The sequence below is a fragment of the Nostoc sp. genome, from assembly GCF_036916575.1.
GTDB lineage: Bacteria > Cyanobacteriota > Cyanobacteriia > Cyanobacteriales > Nostocaceae > Nostoc.
In genome coordinates this window covers 50,647-74,715 of record NZ_JBALGC010000152.1, presented here as the reverse complement: position 1 = coordinate 74,715, position 24,069 = coordinate 50,647, and the positions used below count along the sequence as shown (strand labels likewise).

17 protein-coding genes and 4 pseudogenes are annotated in these 24,069 nt (G+C 41.9%); 9 read left to right on the top strand and 12 right to left on the bottom strand.

What is annotated here, in order from left to right; translation table 11 throughout:
• Nucleotides 1–500 precede the first annotated feature (500 nt).
• From V7L29_RS34395 to V7L29_RS34365, 7 genes and pseudogenes are all read left to right on the top strand, one after another.
• The gene (locus tag V7L29_RS34395; protein WP_273767601.1) at nucleotides 501–857 is read left to right on the top strand and encodes a hypothetical protein; all 357 of its coding nucleotides are present in this window, start codon (nucleotides 501–503) and stop codon (nucleotides 855–857) included.
• A gap of 103 nt (nucleotides 858–960) precedes the next feature.
• Entirely contained in the window at nucleotides 961–1,983 is a 1,023-nt protein-coding gene (locus V7L29_RS34390; RefSeq protein WP_334738295.1) for a spore photoproduct lyase family protein, read from the top strand.
• Nucleotides 1,984–2,508: 525 nt separating this feature from the next.
• Nucleotides 2,509–3,990, top strand: a complete 1,482-nt coding sequence (locus V7L29_RS34385) for a site-2 protease family protein (RefSeq protein WP_334690734.1) — start codon at nucleotides 2,509–2,511, stop codon at nucleotides 3,988–3,990.
• A 98-nt stretch (nucleotides 3,991–4,088) separates the two neighbouring features.
• Nucleotides 4,089–4,877: an AraC family transcriptional regulator gene (locus tag V7L29_RS34380; RefSeq protein WP_334690735.1), complete on the top strand. Its 789-nt coding sequence runs from the start codon at nucleotides 4,089–4,091 to the stop codon at nucleotides 4,875–4,877.
• A gap of 15 nt (nucleotides 4,878–4,892) precedes the next feature.
• Nucleotides 4,893–5,093, top strand: a pseudogene (locus V7L29_RS34375) (helix-turn-helix domain-containing protein); the annotation flags it as partial.
• A 335-nt stretch (nucleotides 5,094–5,428) separates the two neighbouring features.
• Nucleotides 5,429–5,677: pseudogene (locus tag V7L29_RS34370) on the top strand (AMIN domain-containing protein); the annotation flags it as partial.
• A 209-nt stretch (nucleotides 5,678–5,886) separates the two neighbouring features.
• Nucleotides 5,887–6,954, top strand: a pseudogene (locus V7L29_RS34365) (IS982 family transposase).
• A gap of 524 nt (nucleotides 6,955–7,478) precedes the next feature.
• Here V7L29_RS34365 and V7L29_RS34360 read toward each other — a convergent pair.
• The 4 genes from V7L29_RS34360 to V7L29_RS34345 all read right to left on the bottom strand — a co-directional run bounded on the left by V7L29_RS34360 (nucleotide 7,479) and on the right by V7L29_RS34345 (nucleotide 11,269).
• A complete protein-coding gene (locus V7L29_RS34360) occupies nucleotides 7,479–8,738 on the bottom strand; it encodes a glycoside hydrolase family 10 protein (RefSeq protein WP_334738294.1) in 1,260 nt (419 codons plus the stop codon).
• Nucleotides 8,739–8,844: 106 nt separating this feature from the next.
• Nucleotides 8,845–9,789, bottom strand: coding sequence for a hypothetical protein (locus tag V7L29_RS34355; protein ID WP_334738292.1), 945 nt, complete (start codon nucleotides 9,787–9,789; stop codon nucleotides 8,845–8,847).
• Nucleotides 9,774–9,965, bottom strand: coding sequence for a hypothetical protein (locus V7L29_RS34350; protein ID WP_334738291.1), 192 nt, complete (start codon nucleotides 9,963–9,965; stop codon nucleotides 9,774–9,776). The genes V7L29_RS34355 and V7L29_RS34350 overlap by 16 nt, the downstream gene beginning before the upstream one ends.
• An 800-nt stretch (nucleotides 9,966–10,765) precedes the next feature.
• On the bottom strand, nucleotides 10,766–11,269 hold the full coding sequence (locus V7L29_RS34345; protein ID WP_334689552.1) for a hypothetical protein: 504 nt from the start codon (nucleotides 11,267–11,269) through the stop codon (nucleotides 10,766–10,768).
• 585 nt (nucleotides 11,270–11,854) lie between these two features.
• On the opposite strand from V7L29_RS34345, the gene V7L29_RS34340 reads away from it, so the two are divergent.
• Nucleotides 11,855–12,262 carry a DUF2267 domain-containing protein gene (locus V7L29_RS34340; protein WP_334738290.1) on the top strand — a complete coding sequence of 136 codons (408 nt, stop codon included), beginning with the start codon at nucleotides 11,855–11,857 and terminating at the stop codon, nucleotides 12,260–12,262.
• A gap of 34 nt (nucleotides 12,263–12,296) precedes the next feature.
• On the top strand, nucleotides 12,297–12,962 hold the full coding sequence (locus tag V7L29_RS34335; protein WP_334689551.1) for a phosphoribosyltransferase: 666 nt from the start codon (nucleotides 12,297–12,299) through the stop codon (nucleotides 12,960–12,962).
• A gap of 114 nt (nucleotides 12,963–13,076) precedes the next feature.
• Here V7L29_RS34335 and speB read toward each other — a convergent pair whose 3' ends face one another.
• The 8 genes and pseudogenes from speB to V7L29_RS34295 all read right to left on the bottom strand — a co-directional run bounded on the left by speB (nucleotide 13,077) and on the right by V7L29_RS34295 (nucleotide 23,631).
• Nucleotides 13,077–14,120 (bottom strand): agmatinase SpeB, encoded by a 1,044-nt coding sequence (speB, locus tag V7L29_RS34330; RefSeq protein WP_334738289.1) that lies wholly within the window; start codon nucleotides 14,118–14,120, stop codon nucleotides 13,077–13,079.
• Nucleotides 14,121–14,330: 210 nt separating this feature from the next.
• Nucleotides 14,331–15,923 carry an FAD-dependent oxidoreductase gene (locus V7L29_RS34325; RefSeq protein WP_334738288.1) on the bottom strand — a complete coding sequence of 531 codons (1,593 nt, stop codon included), beginning with the start codon at nucleotides 15,921–15,923 and terminating at the stop codon, nucleotides 14,331–14,333.
• A gap of 262 nt (nucleotides 15,924–16,185) precedes the next feature.
• Nucleotides 16,186–16,311, bottom strand: a pseudogene (locus V7L29_RS34320) (agmatinase); the annotation flags it as partial.
• A gap of 246 nt (nucleotides 16,312–16,557) precedes the next feature.
• A complete protein-coding gene (locus tag V7L29_RS34315; protein WP_334738287.1) occupies nucleotides 16,558–17,598 on the bottom strand; it encodes a DUF2157 domain-containing protein in 1,041 nt (346 codons plus the stop codon).
• 188 nt (nucleotides 17,599–17,786) lie between these two features.
• Nucleotides 17,787–18,644 (bottom strand): nitrate ABC transporter ATP-binding protein, encoded by an 858-nt coding sequence (locus V7L29_RS34310; RefSeq protein WP_334689547.1) that lies wholly within the window; start codon nucleotides 18,642–18,644, stop codon nucleotides 17,787–17,789.
• A gap of 426 nt (nucleotides 18,645–19,070) precedes the next feature.
• Nucleotides 19,071–21,071, bottom strand: coding sequence for an ABC transporter ATP-binding/substrate-binding protein (locus tag V7L29_RS34305; protein WP_334738286.1), 2,001 nt, complete (start codon nucleotides 21,069–21,071; stop codon nucleotides 19,071–19,073).
• A gap of 259 nt (nucleotides 21,072–21,330) precedes the next feature.
• Nucleotides 21,331–22,170 carry a nitrate ABC transporter permease gene (ntrB, locus tag V7L29_RS34300; protein ID WP_334738285.1) on the bottom strand — a complete coding sequence of 280 codons (840 nt, stop codon included), beginning with the start codon at nucleotides 22,168–22,170 and terminating at the stop codon, nucleotides 21,331–21,333.
• A gap of 84 nt (nucleotides 22,171–22,254) precedes the next feature.
• Nucleotides 22,255–23,631, bottom strand: coding sequence for a CmpA/NrtA family ABC transporter substrate-binding protein (locus V7L29_RS34295; protein ID WP_334738284.1), 1,377 nt, complete (start codon nucleotides 23,629–23,631; stop codon nucleotides 22,255–22,257).
• Nucleotides 23,632–24,069: the final 438 nt, after the last annotated feature.

Here is a 24,069-nt window from a genome sequence, read left to right as displayed (position 1 = left end):
GCTCATAGGTGTCAACTTAACGTGAAAGCTAGATTTGGCGAACTTTCCAGGTTTGACCCTCACCCCCAACCCCTCTCCCAATTTTGGGAGAGGGGGGCAAATTCTCTAGTTCTCCTTCTCCCAAGTTGGGAGAAGGGGTTAGGGGATGAGGGCAAAACGTCCTCTCAAAGCAGATTTTTTCTTAAGTTGACACCAATGAGCAATGCTGTGCCCCTACGACAGATGTGGTTCAAATACATGAAAACTGTTGTAATTAAATGCTGTACTTAGCAACCCAAAGTTAGGACTCCAACCTAAAACTTGAGTTTATTGAGGTTGGTGAAACCCGAGAACAAGCCCGAAAGCTGGTAGGAATCGTGTGACTGATACCAGAGATATCAAGCAGGAATTGGGACAGGAAACTACTACTTTAAATTGGGTATAACCCGTATGGGCTATAGCTTTAAGGTCACTATTTTAGATTTTACAATATAAGTAAGACTTAAAAATTACGCAATTATATGAAAATCCTCTCATCAGAACTAGTCCATTTGGGATTTGGCAAATATGTGCGTTCTGACCAAGTAACAGCAGTTATACCAATAGAAGAGGAGCGTGGCCCAGGGCGACGAACCTTTGTTCACATTCAAGGGCAAAGTGATCCAATTATCGCCTCTCGTGCTGAAGATACTATTGTGCGTGATTTAGTCCAGGAGCCACGCGAGGTTACCCAAGCCCGTCAGCAGCAGGAAATTCTTCAAGATTTATTGGTAAATTTAGGTAATGTTAATTCGACTGTGCGTCGAATTAGCCGTGATGAAAGCAGTTTGGATCTTGATTTGTTAGAGCGCCGAATTAAGCAAGTCCTTGAAAATTAATTGCAGAAATCAGCAAACTAAATAACGGAGAACGATATTGCTGAATACAATTACAGACCAGGTTTCAGTATCACAGACACAAACAAAATCACCACGGTTGTGGATACCTGAACGGGTACTGTTTACACCTGCTGCCCTAGATGAGGTTTGGGGGCAGCAGATTCTTGCACGTGTGCAGTCACTCAACTTACCGATAGAAGAATTATCACAAAACCGCCTGAAGGGACTGCGCGGTGAGTCTGAGCGGGATACTTACAACATTGCCAAGCGTACCTTAGCGGTGGTTACTGCACCACCTAGTTCTTTTAAACTGAGTCCCATCCCACCTTCTGCGGATTGGCAGTTTCACCTTGCTGAGGGTTGTCCGGCTCACTGTCAATACTGCTACCTAGCTGGTAGCTTGTCGGGGCCACCTGTCATCCGCGTTTTTGCAAACTTACCGCAGATATTAGACAACTTAGTTAACTACGAGCAACAGGGGAAAACCACGAGTTTTGAAGTTAGCTGTTACACAGACCCATTGGGTATTGAGCATTTAACTGGAAGTCTGGGTGAATGTATCCGTTACTTTGGCACTCGTACTAATGCACATCTACGTTGGGTATCGAAGTTTGATGCTGTGGATGGATTACTGGACTTACCACACAATGGGCATACCCGCTGTCGGATGAGTGTTAATGCAGCACCGATTTCTGGTAAGTTTGAAGGTGGCACAGCCTCCGTAGCATCCAGACTGAATGCATTGCGACGGTTGGCGCTACCATTAGAGCGTGGCGGTGGCGGTTATCCAGTCGGCTTAGTGATCGCGCCAATTATGCCGATAGACGATTGGCAGATGCACTATAGTTCTTTGTTTGACCAGATAAACGAGGCACTGGATTTTGACTGTGACCTTACTTTTGAATTAATCTCGCATCGGTTCACACCTGGGTCAAAAGAAGTGTTACAAACTTGGTATCCGCAATCAAAATTAGAGATGGATGAGGCAAAACGCAGTGTCAAGCGTAATAAGTTTGGTGGGACGAAGTACGTTTACGATAAGGACACAATGAAAGCGTTGCGTTGCTTTTTTGAGAGTGAGATTACTAGGCGCTTTACAAGTGCTGAAATTCTTTATTGGACTTAATACAGCATTTCATTAATTCGTAGCGAATTAAAGAAAGGCAATATTCTGCAATGCCAATGCGTCGGCTTGCATTGCCAATGCATCGGCTTGCAATGCCAATGCGTTGGCTTGCATTGTTAATGCATCCGGATGCAATGCCAATGCATTCTTTTAGAATATTAATGCGTTCTCCTGCATTAAAAACGCTACGTCTTTACACAAAACTGTACTTAGAAGACCACTTCGCTCAAATACAGTTTGAGCAAATTACAGCTATTTTTAGGTAAATAGACCACGCAGTAGGGAACATTGCTGTGCCTTGACGACAGATATGGTTCAAAAAAATGAAATCGGCTGTAATTATTGGACAAGAGAGCGATCACATAATATATCAATAATTTTTAAGCGCTTGCGGTAGTCCCAAGGCTCTATTCGGCGTCGCAAAACAGGATAATTTGGGCAGATTACAGGCGGCGTTATACATTAATAAGTGTATCTGCAATACCGGACTTGTTCTGGCTCAGTCTCAATAGCAAAGGTTTGGAGATGTTTACTTTATCAGAAACTTCTATCCTGGCGGCAATCCTACTGGTAGCTTTAGGCATTTTAGGTTGGGGCTTTTATCGCGCCAGACCTTTTGGTAAGCTGGGAATCTTAGCCTGGTTACAGTCGGTGGTGTTGATGACTCCCTGGCTGCTGTTTTTTGGATTGTTTGCCGCAGGGATTTACATCAACATAGCGGGTATATTGTTCTTAGTGGTGACTTCCGCTGGATTGTACATCTTCTTGGGCAGCCAGTTACGCGCAGCTGGGCAAGATGCCATCCTCAAGCAACGAGCAACGGAAAGACTCGCCGCTAATTCCTCACTTGAAGCAAATTCCCCACAACCAACAGTAGTAGAACTGAAAGCGGAAATCCCGCCGATACCAGAAGAGGACTTGAATGCAATTAAAGGCATTTTCGGTATCGATACGTTTTTCGCCACAGAAACGATCGCCTACCAAGATGGAGCTATTTTCAAAGGCAATCTGCGGGGAGAACCAGAAGAGGTTCACAAGCGTCTAACTACAAGTTTGCAGGAACGTCTTGGTGATCAATATCGCCTGTTTTTAGTAGAAAACACAGATGACAGACCTGTAGTGATTGTGCTGCCGAGCCGCAATGATCCCCGTCCGATGTTGTTATCGCAAAAAGCTTTTGCAGGTATTCTTTTGATAGCAACTATTGCCACAAATTTAGAAGCAGCAGGCTTATTGCTGAATTTTGATTTCTTTAGCAATCCAGGGCGATTTACAGAAGCTTTGCCCATAGGCGCTGGGATATTTACGATTTTAGTAGCTCACGAAATTGGTCATTGGTTACTTGCCCGACGTCACCAAATCCGCCTTAGCTGGCCCTTCTTTCTACCCGCAGTGCAAATTGGTTCCTTTGGTGCAATTACCCGCTTTGAATCTCTGTTGCCCAACCGCAAGGTATTATTTGATATCGCCTTGGCAGGGCCAGCCGCAGGTGGTATCGTCTCTTTGTTGATGCTGATTACTGGCTTGCTGCTTTCCCACCCAGGTAGTTTATTTCAATTACCAAATCAGTTTTTCCAAGGGTCGATTTTGGTGGGAAGTTTGGCGCGAGTTGTCCTGGGTTCGGCGTTGCAGTCATCTCTGGTAAGTGTTCATCCTCTAGTGGTGATTGGTTGGCTGGGGTTAGTAATTACCGCTTTGAACTTAATGCCCGCAGGACAACTAGATGGTGGGCGCATTGTCCAGGCGATTTATGGACGCAAAACCGCAGGACGGGCAACAGTAGCAACTTTAATTTTACTGGCGCTAGTGTCTCTGGGTAATACTATTGCCATGTACTGGGCGATCGTGATTTTCTTTTTGCAACGGGATCAAGAACGCCCTAGTTTGAATGAAATTACTGAACCTGATGATGCTAGAGCTGCTTTGGGGCTTTTGGCTCTATTTTTGATGATTACTACTCTTCTACCCCTAACTCCCGCCTTGGCTGGGCGTTTGGGAATAGGATAGTGTTCTGAGTCGAATGGCACTAAAATCAGATGAAAAGAGCTTAATAAGATAATTTTTTATTAAGACTTGAAACTTTTTATCTGAATTGAAGTGCCAGCATGACTATCACCATTTCATGGCAAGCCCATTGGGAACTATTTCAGGAGACTATCGAACGTTCTCAACACCCAGATCCTGGTGATGCAATGGATGTGGTTTATAAATACCCGCAATCTTTGGGACAGGGTTATTTGCGACAAATTGAGCTGCAAGAGGGGTTGGTGTTGAACATCCTCAATTTACAATTGAGCGATCGCCTTATCATCCAAGCCCCTGAACGTGAACATGGTTTTGAGTGGAACTTTAATTTTACCGGACAATCCCAGAATAAACTTGCTGCGATCACTGATGGACAATACATTTTTTATGGGAGTGGTTCAGCTCCTAAAGAGACAATAGATTGTGGTATACAGCCCGCTCTAGGTGTGGGTTTTGAAATGGAACCTGAACTATCGAATCAACTACTGCGCTCCTTTGTTGGCGACCCAGACGGGCAATTACCGCCAGAATTACAATCGTTGATTCGACAGTCTGATCAGGAGTATTGCTGTCGTTCTGGAACTGCTACACAAGCCATGCAGACTGTAGCAAGACAAATCTTGCAGTGTCCCTATAGGGGTATTGCTAAACGGATGTATCTAGAAGGCAAAGTTTTAGAGTTAATGGGAATCTTGGTTGCACAGGAAGTTGAAATTCAAAATGGCAACAGCAACCCTTTCCCCCTGAAACCAGATGTGGTAAATAGAATTCACCTTGCCAGAGAAATTTTATTGCAACAGTTGGATAATCCACCTTCGTTAATAGAATTAGCACGACAGGTAGGTTTAAATGACTATCTCTTAAAGTAGGGATTTCGTGCCTGTTTTGGCACAACAGCATTTAGCTACCTGCATCACTATCGCCTGGAACAAGCACATCACCTCTTAAAGACAAAAAACATGAAAGTATCAGAGGTCGCTAAAGCCGTTGGGTTTGTTAACCAAAGCTACTTTGCAGCAGCCTTTAGAAAAAAATTTAGTTTACCTCCCAAGGAATACCAAATCCAGCAGAAAAAATCCGTCTAGCGTTCAAAAAAAATCCGTTTAGCGGCAGTTACGCACACAGCTCAATTTTAAAAATCTATTTAATGTGGACTACTTTGAGGCTACCCGTGATAACCTGCGTGTTTTCCCTGGTCAGCCATTTACCGTGCAGGGCACGATTTCGTGGGAATTCTGAGAATTTGATTGCAATGAACCGCAACCACTTATTGCAAGTATTTGCACTTTTTCCTGCAACGTATTTGGAGTATTAAGTAGTGTATGTCGGATATGATCGCTTTCGCGCTGCCCTCAATTTTAGCAATCTATTCAACGTAGAGTATTTTGAAACGGCCTTTTGTCGAGACGCTCTTTTTCCAGACAAAGGTGTAGAGGTGATTTTACAGACCCCTGTTGGTACTCAACTACAAGTTACAAATCGCAGTACAGGTAATAATTTTATTGTAGATGTATCTGGTGGGCAATTACGTTTACCGTCGGGCGAGGCTTTCACATTTCGTTCACAGAAACCTCTTGCGAGAGTTACTGAAATCACAGTAACAAATGTTGATGCAAATACTGTACGGGTGACAGTGGTAGGTGAGAAGACTTTACCCGCAGTTGAGTTAACGTGAGTTCGACGGGAAAAAAAACGCCAAAAAGCTTGCTAGAGATGAAAGATGAGAAACTAGGCGGGTGTTGCGATCGCTAAGATTGATTGAGAATGACTAAAAAAGGCACAAAAAAACGCCGAGACTGAAAATATCTAAGAAAAATCAGCGTCTCGGCTGTCTTGGAAAGTTCTGATCGGAGGAAGCCTCCGCTCAGACTTTCCGCTATGTCTACCATTGTATCTGGCCTTGATATCACACAAATATTCTGTGATCTAGATGACTTGTGTAACCAGTGGGAGAACTTATGGCAGCAGATACCACAGCTACCATCAACAATAGGAGAGCGTCGAAGTAAGTCACGGATGTGCTTATCAGAAGTGATGACAATAGTCATAGCCTTTGATGGTAGCGGTTATCGAACCTTTAAGGAATTTTACACATTGCACGTACTACCAAGTTGGCGAAAGGCATTTCCCAACTTGGTGAGCTATACCAGATTTGTAGAATTGATGCCTTCTCTTCGAGACGCTACGCGAAGGTGCAAAATGGCTGTTATGTTGTTTTTTACATACACGTGATTGTGAAATTACTGGGATTAGCTTTATCGATTTCACGCCAATTAATGTTTGTCACAACTGTCGAACTCACGTTCACAAAGTGTTTAAAGGATTAGTGAAATGGGGCAAAAATTCTGTGGGCTGGCATTTTGGATTCAAACTTCATTTAATTATTAATGATTGTGGAGAATTACTCGCATTTTCACTAACCCCAGCAAACGTAGATGACCGAAAACCACTCCCAGATATGACTAAGGACTTAATTGGTAACGCCAGTTGCTTCAAGTCGGCAGAGCCGCCCAACGCACTGGCTCAACTGTTTGGTGACAGAGGATACATCTCTCAAAAATTATTTGAGGAGTTATATGAGCGAGGGTTACAGTTAGTCACAAAATCTAAGAAGAAAATGAAAAAGCGCAAAGTCTGAGCGGAGGTTTCCTCCGTTGGCGTAGCCCGCCGAAGGCATCAGAACTTTGTAAGAATCCTTTGGTAAAACTGATTGATCAGATTCTGTTACGCAAACGTGCTGTCATTGAATCGGTTAATGACCATTTGAAAAATATATGTCAAATCGAACACTCTCGTCATCGTAGTCCATTTAACTTTTTGGTTAATTTGATGGCTGGTTTAGCTGCTTATACCTATTTACCTCACAAACCATCTATTGACATTTACCCAAAAGACTTGCTTGCTCTACCTCCTGCTCTTTTTTCGCTCCGTCGAACTCACGTTTAACAATTGTCGGCTCCATCAGTTGGGAGTTTTAACTTGCTCGCTCTGTTGGTAATCGGTTGAACAAGTCCCAATACAGTTTTAATTTGTGGACAACAAACAAATGAAATTTAACTTTAGTTTTATGGAGATGCTACTGAAATAATATCGAGAAAAATGAACACTTTCTCTATAGCCTCATACAAAAGGATTTGTCACAAAACTTGCTTTTTATGAAAGTGCGATATCTACGAAAAGCTCGCCTACGCACAATCTAAACAAGCGTGCTATTCTCATGTATTCGCAAGCTGCACCCTAAAGGTAGCTGGGTTAATTAACAGTGAATTAGTAGAGGTAGCAGGGGGCAATGGGAAGGCAAATTGAGTAAGTTAGTGAAGCGATGTGTTCATTGACAAGTAGTTAGTTACTTACGCGCTTGGACGTAAAATTGCTACCCTTTGCGATCGCTGTGTATGCCTTTCAGACACGCTACGCGATCGCAATGACGCTATTTTATCACAATGCGTAAGTTCTAGTTGTTAGGAAAATTAACTGAACGGTTTCCAACCTGCTAGCAAATTGGGATAAGCTACGGGTGTGGGGAAAAGTTTCTGTAAACCAATCTGGCGTTCTTGTGGCTTTTCTTTGCTTATGTTCCAGAGGGTTTCATAGAAAAAGAAGGAGACTCCAGCAAAATTGCGATCGCGTACTTTTTGCACTTGTGTCTGAATCTGTTGCATCGCTACAGATTTGTTTTTCAACCCAGCCATAATGCCCACACTCACTGGAATATGGTTCTTCGCCGCTTTCACTTCTGGATACTCTAATTCACTAATAAAAACATTCAAGTCATCCCGATATACCTGCAAAACTAAGTCTTCAATAATTCCCAACCGTTCCCACTTCTGCCAGTCTGCTAAAAAAAAGTCATAAGAGAAACGCTGGGGATTAGGAGCAACAGAAACTAGGCAATCTTTTTTAGTAGCTTTAATGGTTTTGAATACCCGTTTCATAAACTCGGTAATTTTGTTAGCTCTCCAGCGCACCCATTCTGGATCTTTAAAGTCTTTGGAGGGAGATTTACCACGGTGTTCTTTTTTGTAAAGTGCCACTGTATAGGCATCGTACCCTAATTCTGATGGTAAGCCAAAATGGTCATCAAATTGAATCCCATCGATATTGTAGTTTCTGACAATTTCAACGATTAAATCTTGGATAAATTGTTGTACTTCTGGGCGAAAGGGATTTAGCCAAACGCGATTATGTGTCCCTTCTTTGACAATCCGAGTCCCGTTGCTGCGACTGGTGAGCCATTGGGAACGATTTTTAGCTAATAGGGAATCAGCTGGTGCCATGAAGCCAAATTCAAACCAGGGAATCACTGTTAACCCTTTTTGATGTCCCACATCAACAATTTCTTTGAGGATATCTCGTCCTTTTAGTCCGGGTGTAGGATCGAGCGATCGCCCGATAACTTTGGCTGCAACTTTGCTAGGATACAATGTATATCCCCAATTCCAAACCGCCGGATATATAGTGTTAAAATTGAGTTGCTCAAGACGTTGCAAAGATCCCTTAAGGCGATCGCGCTCGAATAACACATCACTATCAATATTTGTTAGCCACACCCCCCTTAACTCAGATGCTGGTGTTCGCGGCAGATTAATTTGAGCGTTCAAGGGGAACGATAGCATCACCGTAGCTACCACACTCAAGATAACTATAAAGGCAAACAAAAAAGACTTTCTGCTTTGGCGAATATTCCACCAAGAATAAAACTTAATACACCACTTTACAAACCTTTTCATCATTTGGCTACAGACATGATCGAATTATGAACAATCAGCATGAATAGCGATCATTTCGATTGTAAGCCCTAAAACAATCACTATTTAATCTGATCACTGAGGTTTACTATTTGGCGCTAGCTGCGAGCTGATTCCAAGCTTTGACTATTGTCTGTAAACTTTTTGGCAGGTTATTTAGAGAAATATCGTTGTACTGAACTGTACCCTGTTGGCTGGTGAGAGTGTACGTGATATAATCAGCAGCACCACTAGGCGCTGGATAACTCAGATTCCGGAACTTACTAAATTTAGAACGTTCTAAAAAGCTTTGAAATTGTTGCACCTGTTGCACAGAAACGCGGCGAACACTACGCTCAGAATCATTGGCATCACCAATCCGCACCCGAATCAATCGCCCATCTTTGAGTAAAACAGTCTCATAAGTTCTGCCAGCAAAACCACCACTGGAAATTTGCCGAAATACTACATATTGAGCTAATGGTGGTGGTAACTCGCTGACTGGAATTCGCACAGGGGTCAGTGGACTTGAGCTAGCCTTTTGATTCAGCCTGATTGCAGAACCTGTTTGATTGGTATGATAAACCAAGGTTTGTTCACCTCGACTAACAACCACCCGCCAACCTGATACCAAAGCTTGGGTACACAATTCATCAGCATTAGGTAATTCTAAACAGCCATCTCTCCAAGTTTGCTGTTGAGCCTGAATGATGGTTAGCTGAGAAATTGGCTGTTGCAAACGTTTAGAGGCGGCTTGCAAAACAGCATTTTTTACTGATTCGGGTAATTTATCTGAAGAAGTGTTTGCCGAAGCTAAACGTAGCGATCGCCCGTTACTATTAGTATGATAAATCCAGTTTTGTTTGTCATTGGACACCACAAGCCGCCAACCAGGAACTAACGCTTGGGTACAGAGTTGATCAGGTTGAGGCAGTTCCAAACAACCATTACGCCAAGTCTGTTGATTATAGTCAATAATTTGCAGTTCTCTGGTTAAAATTCCCTGTTTGCGGGTTAAATCTCGCAGTACCGCCTTAGTTACTGGACGTGGCAAGCGGTTTGGTTTAACATTGTCTTTAACAACTTCATGCTTGTTTCTATTAAAAAGTTTGCAGAAGCAGCTGTGGCCCCTTTGATAAGTGTTGAACCGCTACCAACAGATAAAATTCCAGTCAAAATCAAAGCAGTAAAAGTTCGTGCTTGATTGGTATTAAAGTAGTTCTTTAGCATGATTTTCATAGTAAAATAGAACTAAGAGATAGTCTCCACCTAATAATAGATAATAAAGTATATAATTCCAGAACTTCGCCACTTGGAATTAATTTAGTATCTGTGTTCGGAAACAGACATAAAGACAAGACGCTAATCTACTGATTGTTTGTTCCTTATACAAATTCTGGATGAAGATGCACTCAATCAAAACGCCCTATAGTCCTACAGGAATCAAGTAAGAACTCAGAAGCTCAGGCTTCATTAAGTAGGTGGGTTTAATTAAATATAAAAACGCTTACTAAGGCTTATTCTCAATAAACAGGGCTTGAGTTTCCTGTTTTCATCTTTTCTAAGTAGCGATCGCTCCAAATCTAGGTAGCTTATATTACCAATTTTTAGCACCTGACAAAATCGCATTGCTCCCTACCATCTTCTAATTTCAGTAGATCGAAAAGATTTCTAGAAGCCTTACCAACCGCTCATTTTAGCCAGTGTATAGAATTCGCTAGAATCCTTTTATAATCTGCTGTTCGAGTAATTATGTTGTCAATTAACTCTGCTGCAATCACAAATGAACGCTTGTGTTAGTCCCAAACCATCGGCTAAAACCCTTATTCTTCCGTCAACTTACAAAAGTTTTCGATCTACTGAATTTGGAAAATACCTTGCGAACAAACCTTGCAACGCTTTTTGCCTCACCTTGGTAAGCCAAGGTTCAACAAGAGTAATTTTAGAAAAGAATGCAACAAAAATGTAGCTTAGGTTTTGCTCGGATCAACCTAACGGATGCAAGGTTTTGAAAGTAATCTTAGGCAATATTAGGCGCTGATCGCTTGTTGTTCCGATTTAACTAACTGATTATTAGGTAGATCAAATCTAATAGTACTGGCTGCCCAGTCTTTTAAATCGGGTGCTAGCCAGACTAGCTTGCACAGAATTTCATCATTGACCCACAACACCAAGGGGAACCGAAACTGTTTGCGAAATTCATTTCGCATGATATTGGTACTGATGATTAGTTGGTTAATTGCCACCACAGATTCTAAGCCCCGTACCATCAAAGCTTCGGGTTGAGTAGCACCAATTTCAGTTGTAATAGCTGTGTAGAGTTTGTCAGCCCCAGGTGAGAGCACGATTTCGTGGATATCTGCTGATAAAAATTCTGTTAACAAATTCAGCACTTGCTGCTGCCTTTGAATAGAGTTGCAACACACTAATAATAGTGAAAACTCTCCACCAGAAAGCCTCATCGCCCTTGCCAGTCTCTTAGTGAGCGTTATGGTGTTAACTGTACTGTTTTCAGAATTACTTAAGCTGATCATTAAAAAATCCTATTTCTAATTTTAAAATGTCTGAGCAATATTCAGTTATTCTACGGTATTAATTTTTGCTCCAGAGTGTTATTTTGGTAAATTTGCTCACCTTTTGTCTGTAAACTAAGCATTAGATGACGAACAAGGATATGGTGTATTATCTCATATTTACAATTAAGGCATAATGTAAAGCTAATATCAACACAATGCAAGTAAAAGGGGCAGAGGAAGGGTTAACAATTGAATTAGCACGGTATTTTCAGAGATTTTTGCATTTGCCAGTGATTAAGTAATCAGTTATTGAATTAATGTTAAAAAAGTAATCAGTAAAAATTTCATAACAAACATTGGCAAGGGGGAGAAAACTTAACTGGCTCCTGCTTCACTCTAGCCTACCTTAAGCTGCCTACAAATCATTTTCATCAGCCCATGCGAAAATCTCCCTCCATAAAAATTAACTCATCCGTTTGATAGAACTTTAGATCGAAGATATCGCGTCGTTAGTCAGAGGACACGGAATTTTTAGCTTTCTAAGATCAGTTCAGAACATTTGAAATATAACAAGTCATGCATTAACACAAATCTGGAGGGGAAATGCAACAGGATAAATTTATTGGACAGGTGCAAAATCGCGCCCCTCTGAGTTCGCGTAGTGATGCAGAACTTGCAACCCGTGCTACTCTAAAGACGCTGGCAGGACGCCTCGCTGGATGTGAACTTTTGAATAGTGCTACCCAAGTGCCAAGAGGCATTGCAGAATATCTGCGACATGAATATACAGGATCTGGAGAACGCTTCTCTCTAAATGAATTTTTTGGGCGAGTCAGCCGAAGAGAAAGTGTAGAGGTTCCAGATGCTGTTCATTATCCACATGTTGTCATGGAGGTATTGAGTGAAGGGATTAGCAGTGGCGAGATCAATAATATTTGCTCTCAACTCCCATTGGAATTCGATCCGTTGTTTGAAGTGAGCAGCCGAGGACGAATACGTGTAAATACTTAATTTTTTTGAAAATTATCATCAGGAGTATCACACCATGCTATTTAAAGACCGGAGGTTTGCGGGTCAAGTTTTGGCTAAGGAGTTAGCCGTTTATGCTAACCGCCCAAATGTTCTAGTATTAGGGCTACCAAGGGGTGGTGTACCCGTTGCCTTTGAGGTTGCAAAAGCGTTAAATGCTCCCTTGGATATTTTGGTGGTACGTAAATTGGGTGTGCCTAATCAAGAAGAACTAGCTATGGGAGCGATCGCTTCTGGTGGTGTGCGAATAGTCAATAAATATATTATCAGTCTGGTGAAGATATCCGATGAAGTAATTGCTAGGGTTGCGATGCAAGAAGAACGGGAGTTAAAGCGGCGGGAACAGCTTTATCGAGGGAATCGCCCCTTAAAAAATTTACAGGGACGTACGGTGATCTTGGTAGATGATGGTTTAGCCACAGGTGCAACTATGTCGGCTGCTGTTGTGGCTGTGCGAAAACAGCAACCGACTCAGATTGTGATTGCTGTGCCTGTGGCTGCACCTGAAACTTGCCAAGAGTTAGAAACTAAGGTAGATAAAATCGCTTGCGTCTCGACACCCAGCCCTTTCTACAGCGTTGGTCTTTGGTACGAAGACTTTCCCCAAACTACAGATGAAGAAGTCCGTGACTTACTCGCAAAAGCGGCAAGGAACGGTCAACCAATATCTCTCGGCATGTAGATAAACTTTGATGTTTGGGAATGGCAAGATTAAATTTCTGAAATGGTATTTTTGGATTTAAAACAAAAAATGAAAGTTCTACCAGAGATTACCTCATTCTGTGTGAATTCTTCTTCAAGTTTTCTGCTGAGATAAATGCATCAAATTTGCCAGCTTGTAAACTACCCGTGCCCCGACATTACCATCCCACTCAGCATCACCGACTTCGCAGATATCAAAGCCAATAATTTTTCTCCCACTATTGACCAATTCCCGGAACAGACAAAAAGTTTGCTCTAATTCCAACCCACCTGGAACAGGAGTACCTGTACTCGAACAGAGTTTTGGATCTAGACCATCTGCATCAAAGCTAATGTAAACATACTCAGGTAAATGACTGATAATTTCTTGGCATAAATCAATCCAAGTTGTTCCAGAGTAAAGCTTTTGCTTAATAGCAGGGTCGTAATAAGCAATAATGCGACTATCAGATTGGTCAATCATTTGCACTTCATCATGACTAATATCACGCAAAGCCACTTGCACTAGCTTGGAAATTTGCGGTATTTTCATCGCATTAAACATAATAGACGCATGGGAAAACTCGAATCCCTCATAAGCATTACGTAAATCTGCGTGGGCATCAATGTGCAAAATGCCATAATTTGCGTAGTTAGCCGCTAATGCTTGGAAATAACCTAAAGGTGAACTGTGATCTCCACCAATGACTGCAACTTGCTTACCATTATTAATTGCTTCTTGACAATTTTCAAACAGCCATTGATTAACCTGTTGACAAGCCTGATTAATTTCTGTCAGCACAGGAGTTAAATCTGGTGTATCTGAGAGTTGTTTACCTTGGGCTAATCGCTCGATAATTTGTGCTGCCAAGGCGCGGTAGTATGTGTTCTTCTCTAAAATATCTTGGGGAATTTCCACCATAAAAATTCCCTGTTTCCAACCATTAGGGTTATCGAAATCGAACAAATCCAGTTGAGTCGAAGCATCAAGAATTCGCTGTGGCCCATTAGCAGTGCCTGCACCATAGGAAACAGTGACTTCCCACGGCACACCAAAGACAATTAAGTTTGCAGACTCATAATCGCACGGCAAACCTAAGAGATTGCCATTTATTTCACCTACGCCGCTAGGATTGTAGTCTTTTAATTGATTACTCATCGCCTATGTTCTGGATTTACGTGGATAGACAGCACGCCGCCTAGTGGACATCTGCATTTTAACCCTTTCCCCGTTGGAGAGGGACGGTTTTACGTAGTAAAATCAGGGAGAGGTCTTTTCAATTCAGCTAATTAGGCGGACACTATATGAGCCGTCGAATTCATGTTAAGTCAGGAGTCATGAGTTAGGACTGCCTCCTGCTCTACGTATCTACAACAGCCCCTCTATCAATTGATCGAAATTGCGGCAATACAACTGTTGAGCGTATTCTTGCCACTCTTTGTCTGACGAGTAGGGCGATCGCTTTAATGTTGCCTGTTGGACATATGCCATCAATGGGCGACGAAGACATTCATATTTCTCGAAGGCTTTGGCTATAGCTTGCGGATCATCCCAGTTATTCTCCTTGGCAATTTTAGTGATGAGTGTTGTAACTACTAGTGCATCTTCAAATCCTTGATTAGCTCCTTGAGCCATGAAGGGAGGCATTCCATGTGCGGCATCGCCAACTAATACGATTCGCCCTACACTCCAGGCTGGTGGAATTTTGGTAGGATCGGGTTCAGTATCGAGGTTGGTAGGGTTAGAAACTTGTAGAGAATCCGAAATGGTAGCATGGTGAACATAATATGGACGCTGCTGCATCTTGGCAGGAGGAGATATACGTACTAATTCCTTAAGTGCATCAGGAAAGCCTGCCTTCTCGAACTCCTGGAGAGCTAAGTCAATTAAAGAACTTTCAGACTTTCCTTGCAACGAGTCTAAAGGTAAAGCAAGATGTATTATGTACCCTAGTTCACCAGTTGGTCTACGAAATAAAATTATCCTAATGTTATTTATACAAACAGAATTTCTAGATATTTCATCATTAGTGATTGTTATAATTGTTGAGTCTTGAAAGAAATCTTCTTCTAGTTTCGTCCACAGTTCCTTTGCTACCTCAGCTTCCCTACAAAATATAGCTGCAAACCCAGAGTATTCAGGTCGGGCAAAATCATGGTATTGAGTATCTGTGTAAAGTAGCCTACGAATTGTAGAATTAATCCCGTCTGCTGCAACAATTAGTTTAGCTCTAATCGATTTTGTTACTAATTCTTGGGGGGCAACATCTGAGTTTTGGGGCTGCGTGTCATTATATTTCTGCGCCTCTGTCCAATACGCATAAGGGTTGGCTTTTATTCCTGTGTCACCTACACAATCTATGCGGACACAACCGTTTTCCGGCTCATTCACAACATTAATACAACGGTGATTAGCTTTAACTCGGTCTTGGGGAAGTAGCTGTCTGAGGGTTGTCTGCAAATCGTACCAAGAAATTGATACTCGACCCTCACCATAATTTTTAAACCAGTCATCAAAACTAAGCGAGATTGACCGAATTATCTGCCCCTGTAAATCTTTGTAAACCCATTGAGGTGAAGTCTTTGTCGGTTGTTGGTCTTGAGTAGGTTCAATAATTTTCTGACCATTAAACTGCTTGGGATTCAAGAAATCAAGTCCAGTTTTTTTGACTTCTTCGTAGGCGTTAGGATCTAAATATTTTAAAGCTTTTAATCCATTGGGGAGAAGATCCAATCCTTGTCCAACTTCACGAAAGGCGCGAGTTTGATCGACGACAAGGACATTTTCAATCCCACGTTTACGTAAGCCAATAGCAGTTGCTAACCCAATTGGACCAGCGCCAACCACTACAACATCGTAGATTTGCTGAGGAGTAGAAGAGGAGACAACAGAGCCAGCCAAGGTATCAGCTTTGGTTGATGTGTCTGTATGTGTATGAGGACTTGATTTAGTTTCTGGCATATTTATATACAGGAATCTGGGATAGAAGCTGGGCAATGTAAAAAGCTACAGCTATCAAGTTACATAGCGGTACACAACAATATTAAAATCAAATACAAAAAGTTAGATATTTTGCGGCGATCAAACTTTTATCTAAAACATCAACTATGGTTATACCAATTCTGTATGAAGATGCGTCAAATTATATGAGGAAGGAACCGTAAAGGGCGCATAGATACGTACAGCGCGTAGCGCATGAAAACCGCAAAGCGTTTCCAAGGGTCGTGACTTCCCAAGGCACACCAAAGACAATCAAGTTTGCAGACTCGTAATCGCAGAGCAAACCTAAGAGGTTGCCATTTATTTCACCTACGACGCTAGGATTGTAGTCTTGTAGTTGATTACTCATCGATTATCTTCTGGATTGATACCATTTCTTTGTGAGGCTGCGCCTAATTTTCTTTCTTTCTTTGTGTCCTTTGCGGCCTTCGCGGTTCGTTTCTTATATAGTTTTGGCGCATCTTCATACAGAATTGGTATGACGTGGATAGACAGCACAGTGGACATCTGTATTGTAATAGAGCTAATGCTTAAAGGGGACATAAGGATATCCCTATTTGCGTCTTGGCGTTTCCACATCTTTTTTAGTTCCCTTTTAATCTCTCGGTAAAATTTGTCTCAATTGTTGTGGTAGTAAGCCTTCAAAGAAACGCTCAATAGCTTGGCTGTTGCGTTGATACAAAATACCCAAATAGATCACAAATATTCCCAGAATAGTCAGCACAATCGGAAATAGTACAGCATTCTTAAAAACTGTATAGGCAAGGTATCCGAAATATCCAAATACACCTATTGCCCCAAAAACAATAAAAACTTTTCGTCTCAACAACACCGACAGCACCATTAAGCCTAAATTAATCAAACAATATATAAATTTTTGGAATTCGTTACTGTCTCCCATGAAAGAAAGACTAAACCAGAAAGAGATTAATCCAAACAGATACAGCCAAAAAGCAAAATCTCCATCCCGCCTGCGAGTGCGAATATCGACTAGGTACGCAACGATTAAACACGCGATACCAAACCACATAGAAACTAATAGTCGTTGCTCCCAATTAAAATCAGTTTTACCAAATAGCAGTGGTGTTAAATCCATCGATATGAAGTACAGCGAAAAAGCAATGGGAGCAGTCAAAAACGGAAACCGCACAAACTTGAGTGCAACTAAAGCTGTAATGATAGTTCCCACTTCCATGAAAAACCAGCTGCCTTTGATCCAATGATAGTAATCACGATACGTTCCCGGGTCGGCTTGAATCCAAAATCCTGTCCATCTTTGCAGTCCATAAATCGCTAGGGGAGTCATGCAAACTGCGATTGTAAATAACAATCCTCCAGGAACTTTCAGATTTTGGTCGAACCACAGCCTTCTACCCATGATGACGAAGCAAAAGGCATAAATGCTGGCTAAAAGAAAAATTCCGCCACCGCCAAACGACTCCCAAGCCAGTACCATAAACCAAGTCATGGCAGAGATCACAATCAACGCGCCAAAGTAAAAAGCTACATTGGCAAAATTAAATTGAGGCCGATCGCTGTTACGCTCAGACAGTGCATCCCAAAGTGCATTCACTTGTTCCGGGGAGATTAAACCTTGGGAAGCAGCCCATTGCAAATCTTCTTTATAAACTTTCATATTTAAGATTTGGTTCGATTTTCTTATATCCAATGACGCCAGTGGTTGACAAAAGTCACCACTTTTCTTTTATGGTATCGGGTCAAAGCGATCGCAAACCAAATATAAGCAAACAAAGCACAAAACGTCAGCAATGTCAAAAGCGGGCGTGAATGCAGCCCGCTAACCTTGATCAAATTGAAAAGCTGCTAGTTGACATCATCATGGGCAAAGCGATTAAAGAGGAAATCTAGGGCATAATTACGCAGTTGGTAATATTGTGGATCTTCCATAATCCGGGCGCGATCGCGTGGACGAGAAAAGGGAATTTCCATGACTTCGCCAATTTTTGCATGAGGGCCGTTAGTCATCATTACTAATTTATCTGCTAAAAATAATGCCTCATCGATGTCGTGGGTAATCATTAGCACTGTGCAGCGATTCTCGTTCCAAATTTTGAGCAATTCTTCCTGTAATTCTTCTTTGGTGATTGCATCCAAAGCCCCAAAAGGTTCATCTAAAATTAAGACTTTGGGACGAATCGCCAAAGCACGCGCAATAGAAACCCTTTGTCTCATCCCGCCTGACATTTGCATTGGTTTCTTTTCCATCGCATCAGCTAGTCCCACCATTGCCAAATGATCGCGGACGATCGCTCTTTTCTGGGCTTGTGGTTTGTTGGGATAAACGGCGTTAACAGCTAAGTAGATATTTTCAAAAGCTGTTCGCCAAGGTAGCAAGGCATAGTTTTGGAAGACAACCATCCTGTCTGGGCCTGGTTTGGTAATGGGTTCTCCTTCCAACAACACTTGCCCGGAAGTAGGAAAGTTGAAACCGGATACCATATTTAGTAGCGTCGATTTGCCGCAGCCAGAGTGACCGATGACGCAAATAAACTCGCCTTGTTCGACGTTAAGGTTAACGCCATCGAGTACGGTGAAGGGGCCTTTCTTTGTGGGATAGACTTTGCTAACGTCTTTAATTTCTAGGAAAGGTCTGTGGCTAGTGGTTGCAGTGGCTAATGATTTTCCTAGTGTGTTTGTAGCTTTTGAGTTGCGGTTTTGCACGGTATTTGGTATTTGGTATTTGGGTATTAAGGCTTGGGGCTGGGAATTAGGGATTGGGGACTACTCGCCGCTAGCTAGAGGTTTGTTAATGAAATTCAAAGGCTCATTAATGGAGTTCAAAGACTCATTAATGGAGTTCAGAGGTTCATTAATGGAGTTCAAAGACTCATTAATGAGGTTCAGAGGTTCATTAATGGAGTTCAAAGACTCATTAATGAGGTTCAGAGGTTTATTAATGGAGTTCAAAGACTCATTAATGAGGTTCAGAGGTTTATTAATGGAGTTCAAAGACTCATTAATGAGGTTCAGAGGTTTATTAATGGAGTTCAAAGACTCATTAATGAGGTTCAGAGGTTCATTAATGGAGTTCAGCAGTTCGCGCATGATGTCTTACTTCTTCCACTCCCTCTTTCTTTCACGATTTTTTTATGAAGCGAGTCTTCTTCTAGGTGCATCAAGAACAACTTCCGCGACTGAAAAATCACGCTTAATCTGCAAACTGTTGAGATACGCTATTGGATCGTCGGCGTTAAAGGGAGTACCATCGAACAGTTTGATGGGTTGGCGAATGTAGCTAATATCTAAACCTAATTCTCGTGCAGCAGTGCTGAAGACACGAACTTGGCATACCCTTTCCACAACTTCTACCCAATTTCTAGGAAACGGAGTGTCACCCCAACGCGCCAATTGACTCATGATCCAAATTTGTTCGGTGCGGCTGGGGCGGTTAATGGCAGACTCAGAATAAAACTGGTGATGGGCATACTGCCGCAGAGGATGGTCTAAGCTACAGCTATTATTATTTGGATCTTCGAGTTGGATGTATTCTAAATCAGTGCTGACATACTCTCGCCCTGCTAAAATTTGGCGAATGTCTTGGGAATTATCGGGATTTGCACAATACTGGCAAGCTTCTAACAAAGCTTTGGTTAAGGCAATATGGGTATTTGGATAAATTTCTGCCCAATCTTCTCGTACACCGAGAACTTTACCGGGGTGTCCTAGCCAAACTTCTAAGTCGGTGGCAATGGTAAAGCCAACACCTTCAACAGCGGCGCGGTAATTCCACGGTTCGCCGACACAGTAACCATCAATACTTCCAGCTTGCAAGTCGGCTACCATCTGCGCTGGGGGAATGGTCTTCATATCAACGTCAAAGTCGGGATCAATTCCACCAGCGGCTAGCCAGTAACGCAGTAGCAAGTTGTGCATGGATGCGGGATGCACTAGCCCCATTGTGTGTCTTTGTTCGCGGGTGAGAATCAGGTGATTTCTGAAGTCTGATAAGGTTTGTACACGTTGGTCGTAAAAACGTTTTGCTAAGGTAATGGCATTACCATTGCGAGTCATGGTAAGGGCGGTGACAACAGGCAGGGGTTGGTTATTATGTCCTCCCAGTGTTAACCACATCGGCATTCCTGAAGGCATTTGAGCCGCATCTAAGTAACCGCCAGTCATGCCATCAACGATGCCGCGCCAGCTACTTTCCCGCACGAGGTTGACTTCATCTAAACCATGCTTGGTAAAGAAATTTTTCTCTTTAGCAACAGCCAATGGGGCGCAAGCAGTCAGCGGCAAAAAGCCAATTTCTAGATTAACTTTTTCCAATCCATGACGAGCGATATCCGCAGTTTTCCGCGCCCGAATTTTCTTGATGCGTTTCTGCTGATTGAGGAAGTAAATCATTTCACTCCGCAAGCTGTAATAGCTAGGATGTTCTACAACTTCCATCCGTTTGCGGGGTCTAGGAATATCCACTTCCAAAATCTCCGCAATTTTGGATTCGGGGCCATTGGTTAGCATGACAATTCGGTCAGACAACAGCACCGCTTCATCAATATCATGAGTAACCATCACAGCAGTGACTTGATTTTCTTCGCAGATTTGCATGAGTTGTTCTTGCAAATTACCGCGTGTGAGTGCATCCAATGCACCGAAGGGTTCATCTAATAGTAGCAACTTGGGGCGAATTGCTAAAGCGCGGGCGATCGCAACTCGTTGCTTTTGTCCCCCAGATAACATTCCCGGCTGCTTATCAGCATGGGGACGCAAACCCACCATATCTATATGTTTTTCAACAATGGCTAGGCGTTCAGCAGCGGGTACGCCCTTCATTACCGAGTCTACAGCGAGGGCAATATTTTCTCTAACTGTCCGCCAAGGTAGTAGCGAATAATTTTGGAACACTACCATCCTGTCTGGGCCTGGTTTGATGATTCTTTGTCCTTCTAAAGTCACAAGACCTTCAGTGGGCAAATCCAAACCTGCAATCATATTTAATAGCGTAGATTTGCCGCAACCGGAGTGACCAATTAAAGAAATGAATTCTCCTTTTTTAATTTGGAGGTCGATTCCTTTAAGGGCAATATATTTGCCACCACCAGTTAATTCAAAAACTTTTTCAATTTGATCAACAGCTACAAACATACTCGATTTATCCTTTGTCCTTTGTCTTTCGTCATTAGTTATTGGTACGTGGTCATTAGTTTCTTACAAATGAATAAAGACCAGCGACTAAATAATTACTAATTCGTAATACTTGCCTGCGAGCAAGCTACGTAATTCCTAATTCAAGGTATCAGCCCCTGACTTTAGTTATGGAAATAAATAAATTTATTCCTCAATTATGTTCCCAGCTTCAGTCGTGGGGTAAGAATTACGAATTACGAATTATGCTGACTAATGACTATTTCTGTTCTGCTGGTAAAATCTTGTTTTGCAACCAACCCATGAGTTTATCTAGAAGTAAACCAACAACGCCGATATAAATTAGAGCCAATATCACTTCGCTAACGTTGTTATTTTGATAGGCATTCCAGATAAAAAAGCCAATTCCGACGATACCGGACATAACAATTTCGGCGGCAATAATCGCTAACCAAGCTAAACCGATCGCAATTCTCAAGCCGGTGAAAATGTAAGGTAAAGCGGCAGGAATCAGAATATTAATAAAATATTCTTTGCGGCTAAGTTGCAGGACTTTAGCAACGTTGTTGTAATCTTGGGGAATTTGGGTAACGCCGACGGCAGTATTAAGTAAGATTGGCCAAATTGCGGTAATGAATATTACGAATAAAGCGGCTGGTTCGTTTTGTCGCAAGGCTGCTAAAGAAATGGGAACCCAAGCCAAAGGTGGTACAGTCCGCAGTAGTTGAAAGATGGGGTCTAAAGCTTTGGACATGGTTTTATTCACCCCAATTAAAATGCCTAAGCCAATACCAACAATCGCTGCTAGGGTATAACTGATAGCAACTCGTTGTAAACTGGCCCAAATTTGCCAAAACAGACCTTTATCTATGCCACCTCTGTCATAAAAGGGCCAGAAAATTAGTACCCAGGTATCTTGAATAACCTGTATTGGGCCTGGTAATGTCGCCCCGGGAGTGAAAGCGAACAGTTGCCAGAGAATTAGGAAGATGATGATCGCGATCGTTGGCGGTACAATGTCAGGAAATTGCTTTTGCAGACGAGATATAAAGCTGTTATTAAATCTAGGGGTTACAGGGCGTTTTTGGGCTATTGTCATGATGCTTTATTCTCTTGATTATTTGTCATTAGTCATTTGGCTTGTACAGACGCGATTAGCTTGTACAGACGCGATTAATCGCGTCTAAACTTTTTTGATTTTGAGACTTTTCAAATATTCTTCTGGCTTTTCGGGGTTAAATTTGATGCCATCAAAAAATTCTTCTACACCGCGAGATGTATTTGTAGGAATATCGGCAGCGGTAATACCAGCTTCTTGAGCAGCTGCTTTCCAAATATCTTCACGGTTGACTTTATTGATTAGTTCTTTAGCTTTTGCAGCATTATTCGTGATGTAATCTTGTGGTAAAAATCCCCAACGGACGTTCTCGACTATAAACCATAAATCATGACTTTTATAGGGATAAGAAACACTACCTTTCTCATCTTTCCAGTAATAAGCTGCCATTGATTTATCATCAATTTTGCGCCCATCTCCCATGTCATATTTGCCTTGATATGGAGTTGCAAGAATTTCCGCTGAGGAAAGATTAAAATAATTTCGTCCAGCCAGAATTTGCGCTGCTTCTTTGCGGTTATCAAAATTATCTAACCACTGCTGTGCTTCCATGATGCCTTTGAGTATCGCTTTCGTTGCCTTGGGATTTTTATCAACCCAGTCGGCTCTCATGGCAAAGTATTCTTCAGGATGATTCTTCCAAATCTCTGCGGTTAATGCTGCTAAGTAGCCAATTTTCTCTTCAACAAGACGATATGGCCAGGGGTCGCCTGTACTGAAGGCATCCATTGTTCCTGTTTTCATGTTGGCGACAGTTTGAGCCGCAGGTACTGTAAGCAGCTTGACATCTGCATCAGGATCTATACCGCCAGCGGCTAACCAGTAGCGAATCCATAAATCTTGGTTGACATGGGGGAAGGTAAATGCAGCGGTGAAAGGTGTTGAGGATTTGAGTTGCGTTAACAGAGATTTAGCACTAGCAAGCTGCAAACTGATACCTTTACCTTGGTGCTTATTGGCGATCGCAATTCCGTTACCATGTGTAATTAACTGACACAGCACATACATCGGAATTTTTTGATTGCCTTTAGTAATTAAACCTTCTGTAATTAAATGCGGCATTGGCATTTGCCATTGACCGCCATCAATACCACCCCCCGCAGAACTAATTTCTACATTGTCCCGTGCTGAACCCCAAGAAGCTTGCTTAGAAAGATCAACATCAGTCATACCATACTTAGCAAAAAAGCCTTTTTCTTGAGCAATAATTAAAGGAGCAGCTTCTACAATCGGGATATATCCCAGCTTGACTTTCGTAGTTTCTGGTTTTTGTTCAGGGCTAATATTAGCAACTGTCTGAGCAGTTGGGACAACTTGAGAGTTCTTACCAGTAAGGTTGTCAGGAGGATTTCCTAAACAGCCTTTCAGGAACATAGCACCCGCAGATACTCCGGCAGTTAAGATAAACTTACGGCGGGAAATTTGATTAAAAAATTTTGTCATCAAGTCTCCTTCAAAATGAATTTTATTGTTTATAGCTATGACAAATTAGGCAAAGATAAACAAATTTATCTTGCATTATCAATAGATATATCAAGCTATGATAGTCGTGCCAATTCAACCTTTTTTTGAATAAAAGGCAATATCAACTATCTTTAATAAACCTAATGACTTATATTAATTGACTGAAGTCTACCGAGGAGGTAACTTTCCCTTGTTCAAATTAGTTTACTTGCTTTTAAAACAAAATGGTTAACTCCAAAAGGGAAATTATTAAATAAATATTAGATTGCAGGTATAAGTAAAAGTTTATGTATCGCAGCCAACTATCTAAGTAAGTACTATTGAATAGCAATAAATCTATAATTCATATAATCTTTTATTTATGATTACATCTCTAAGCAAGAAACAATAACACTAAAAGTAAAATACGAAGTTTCG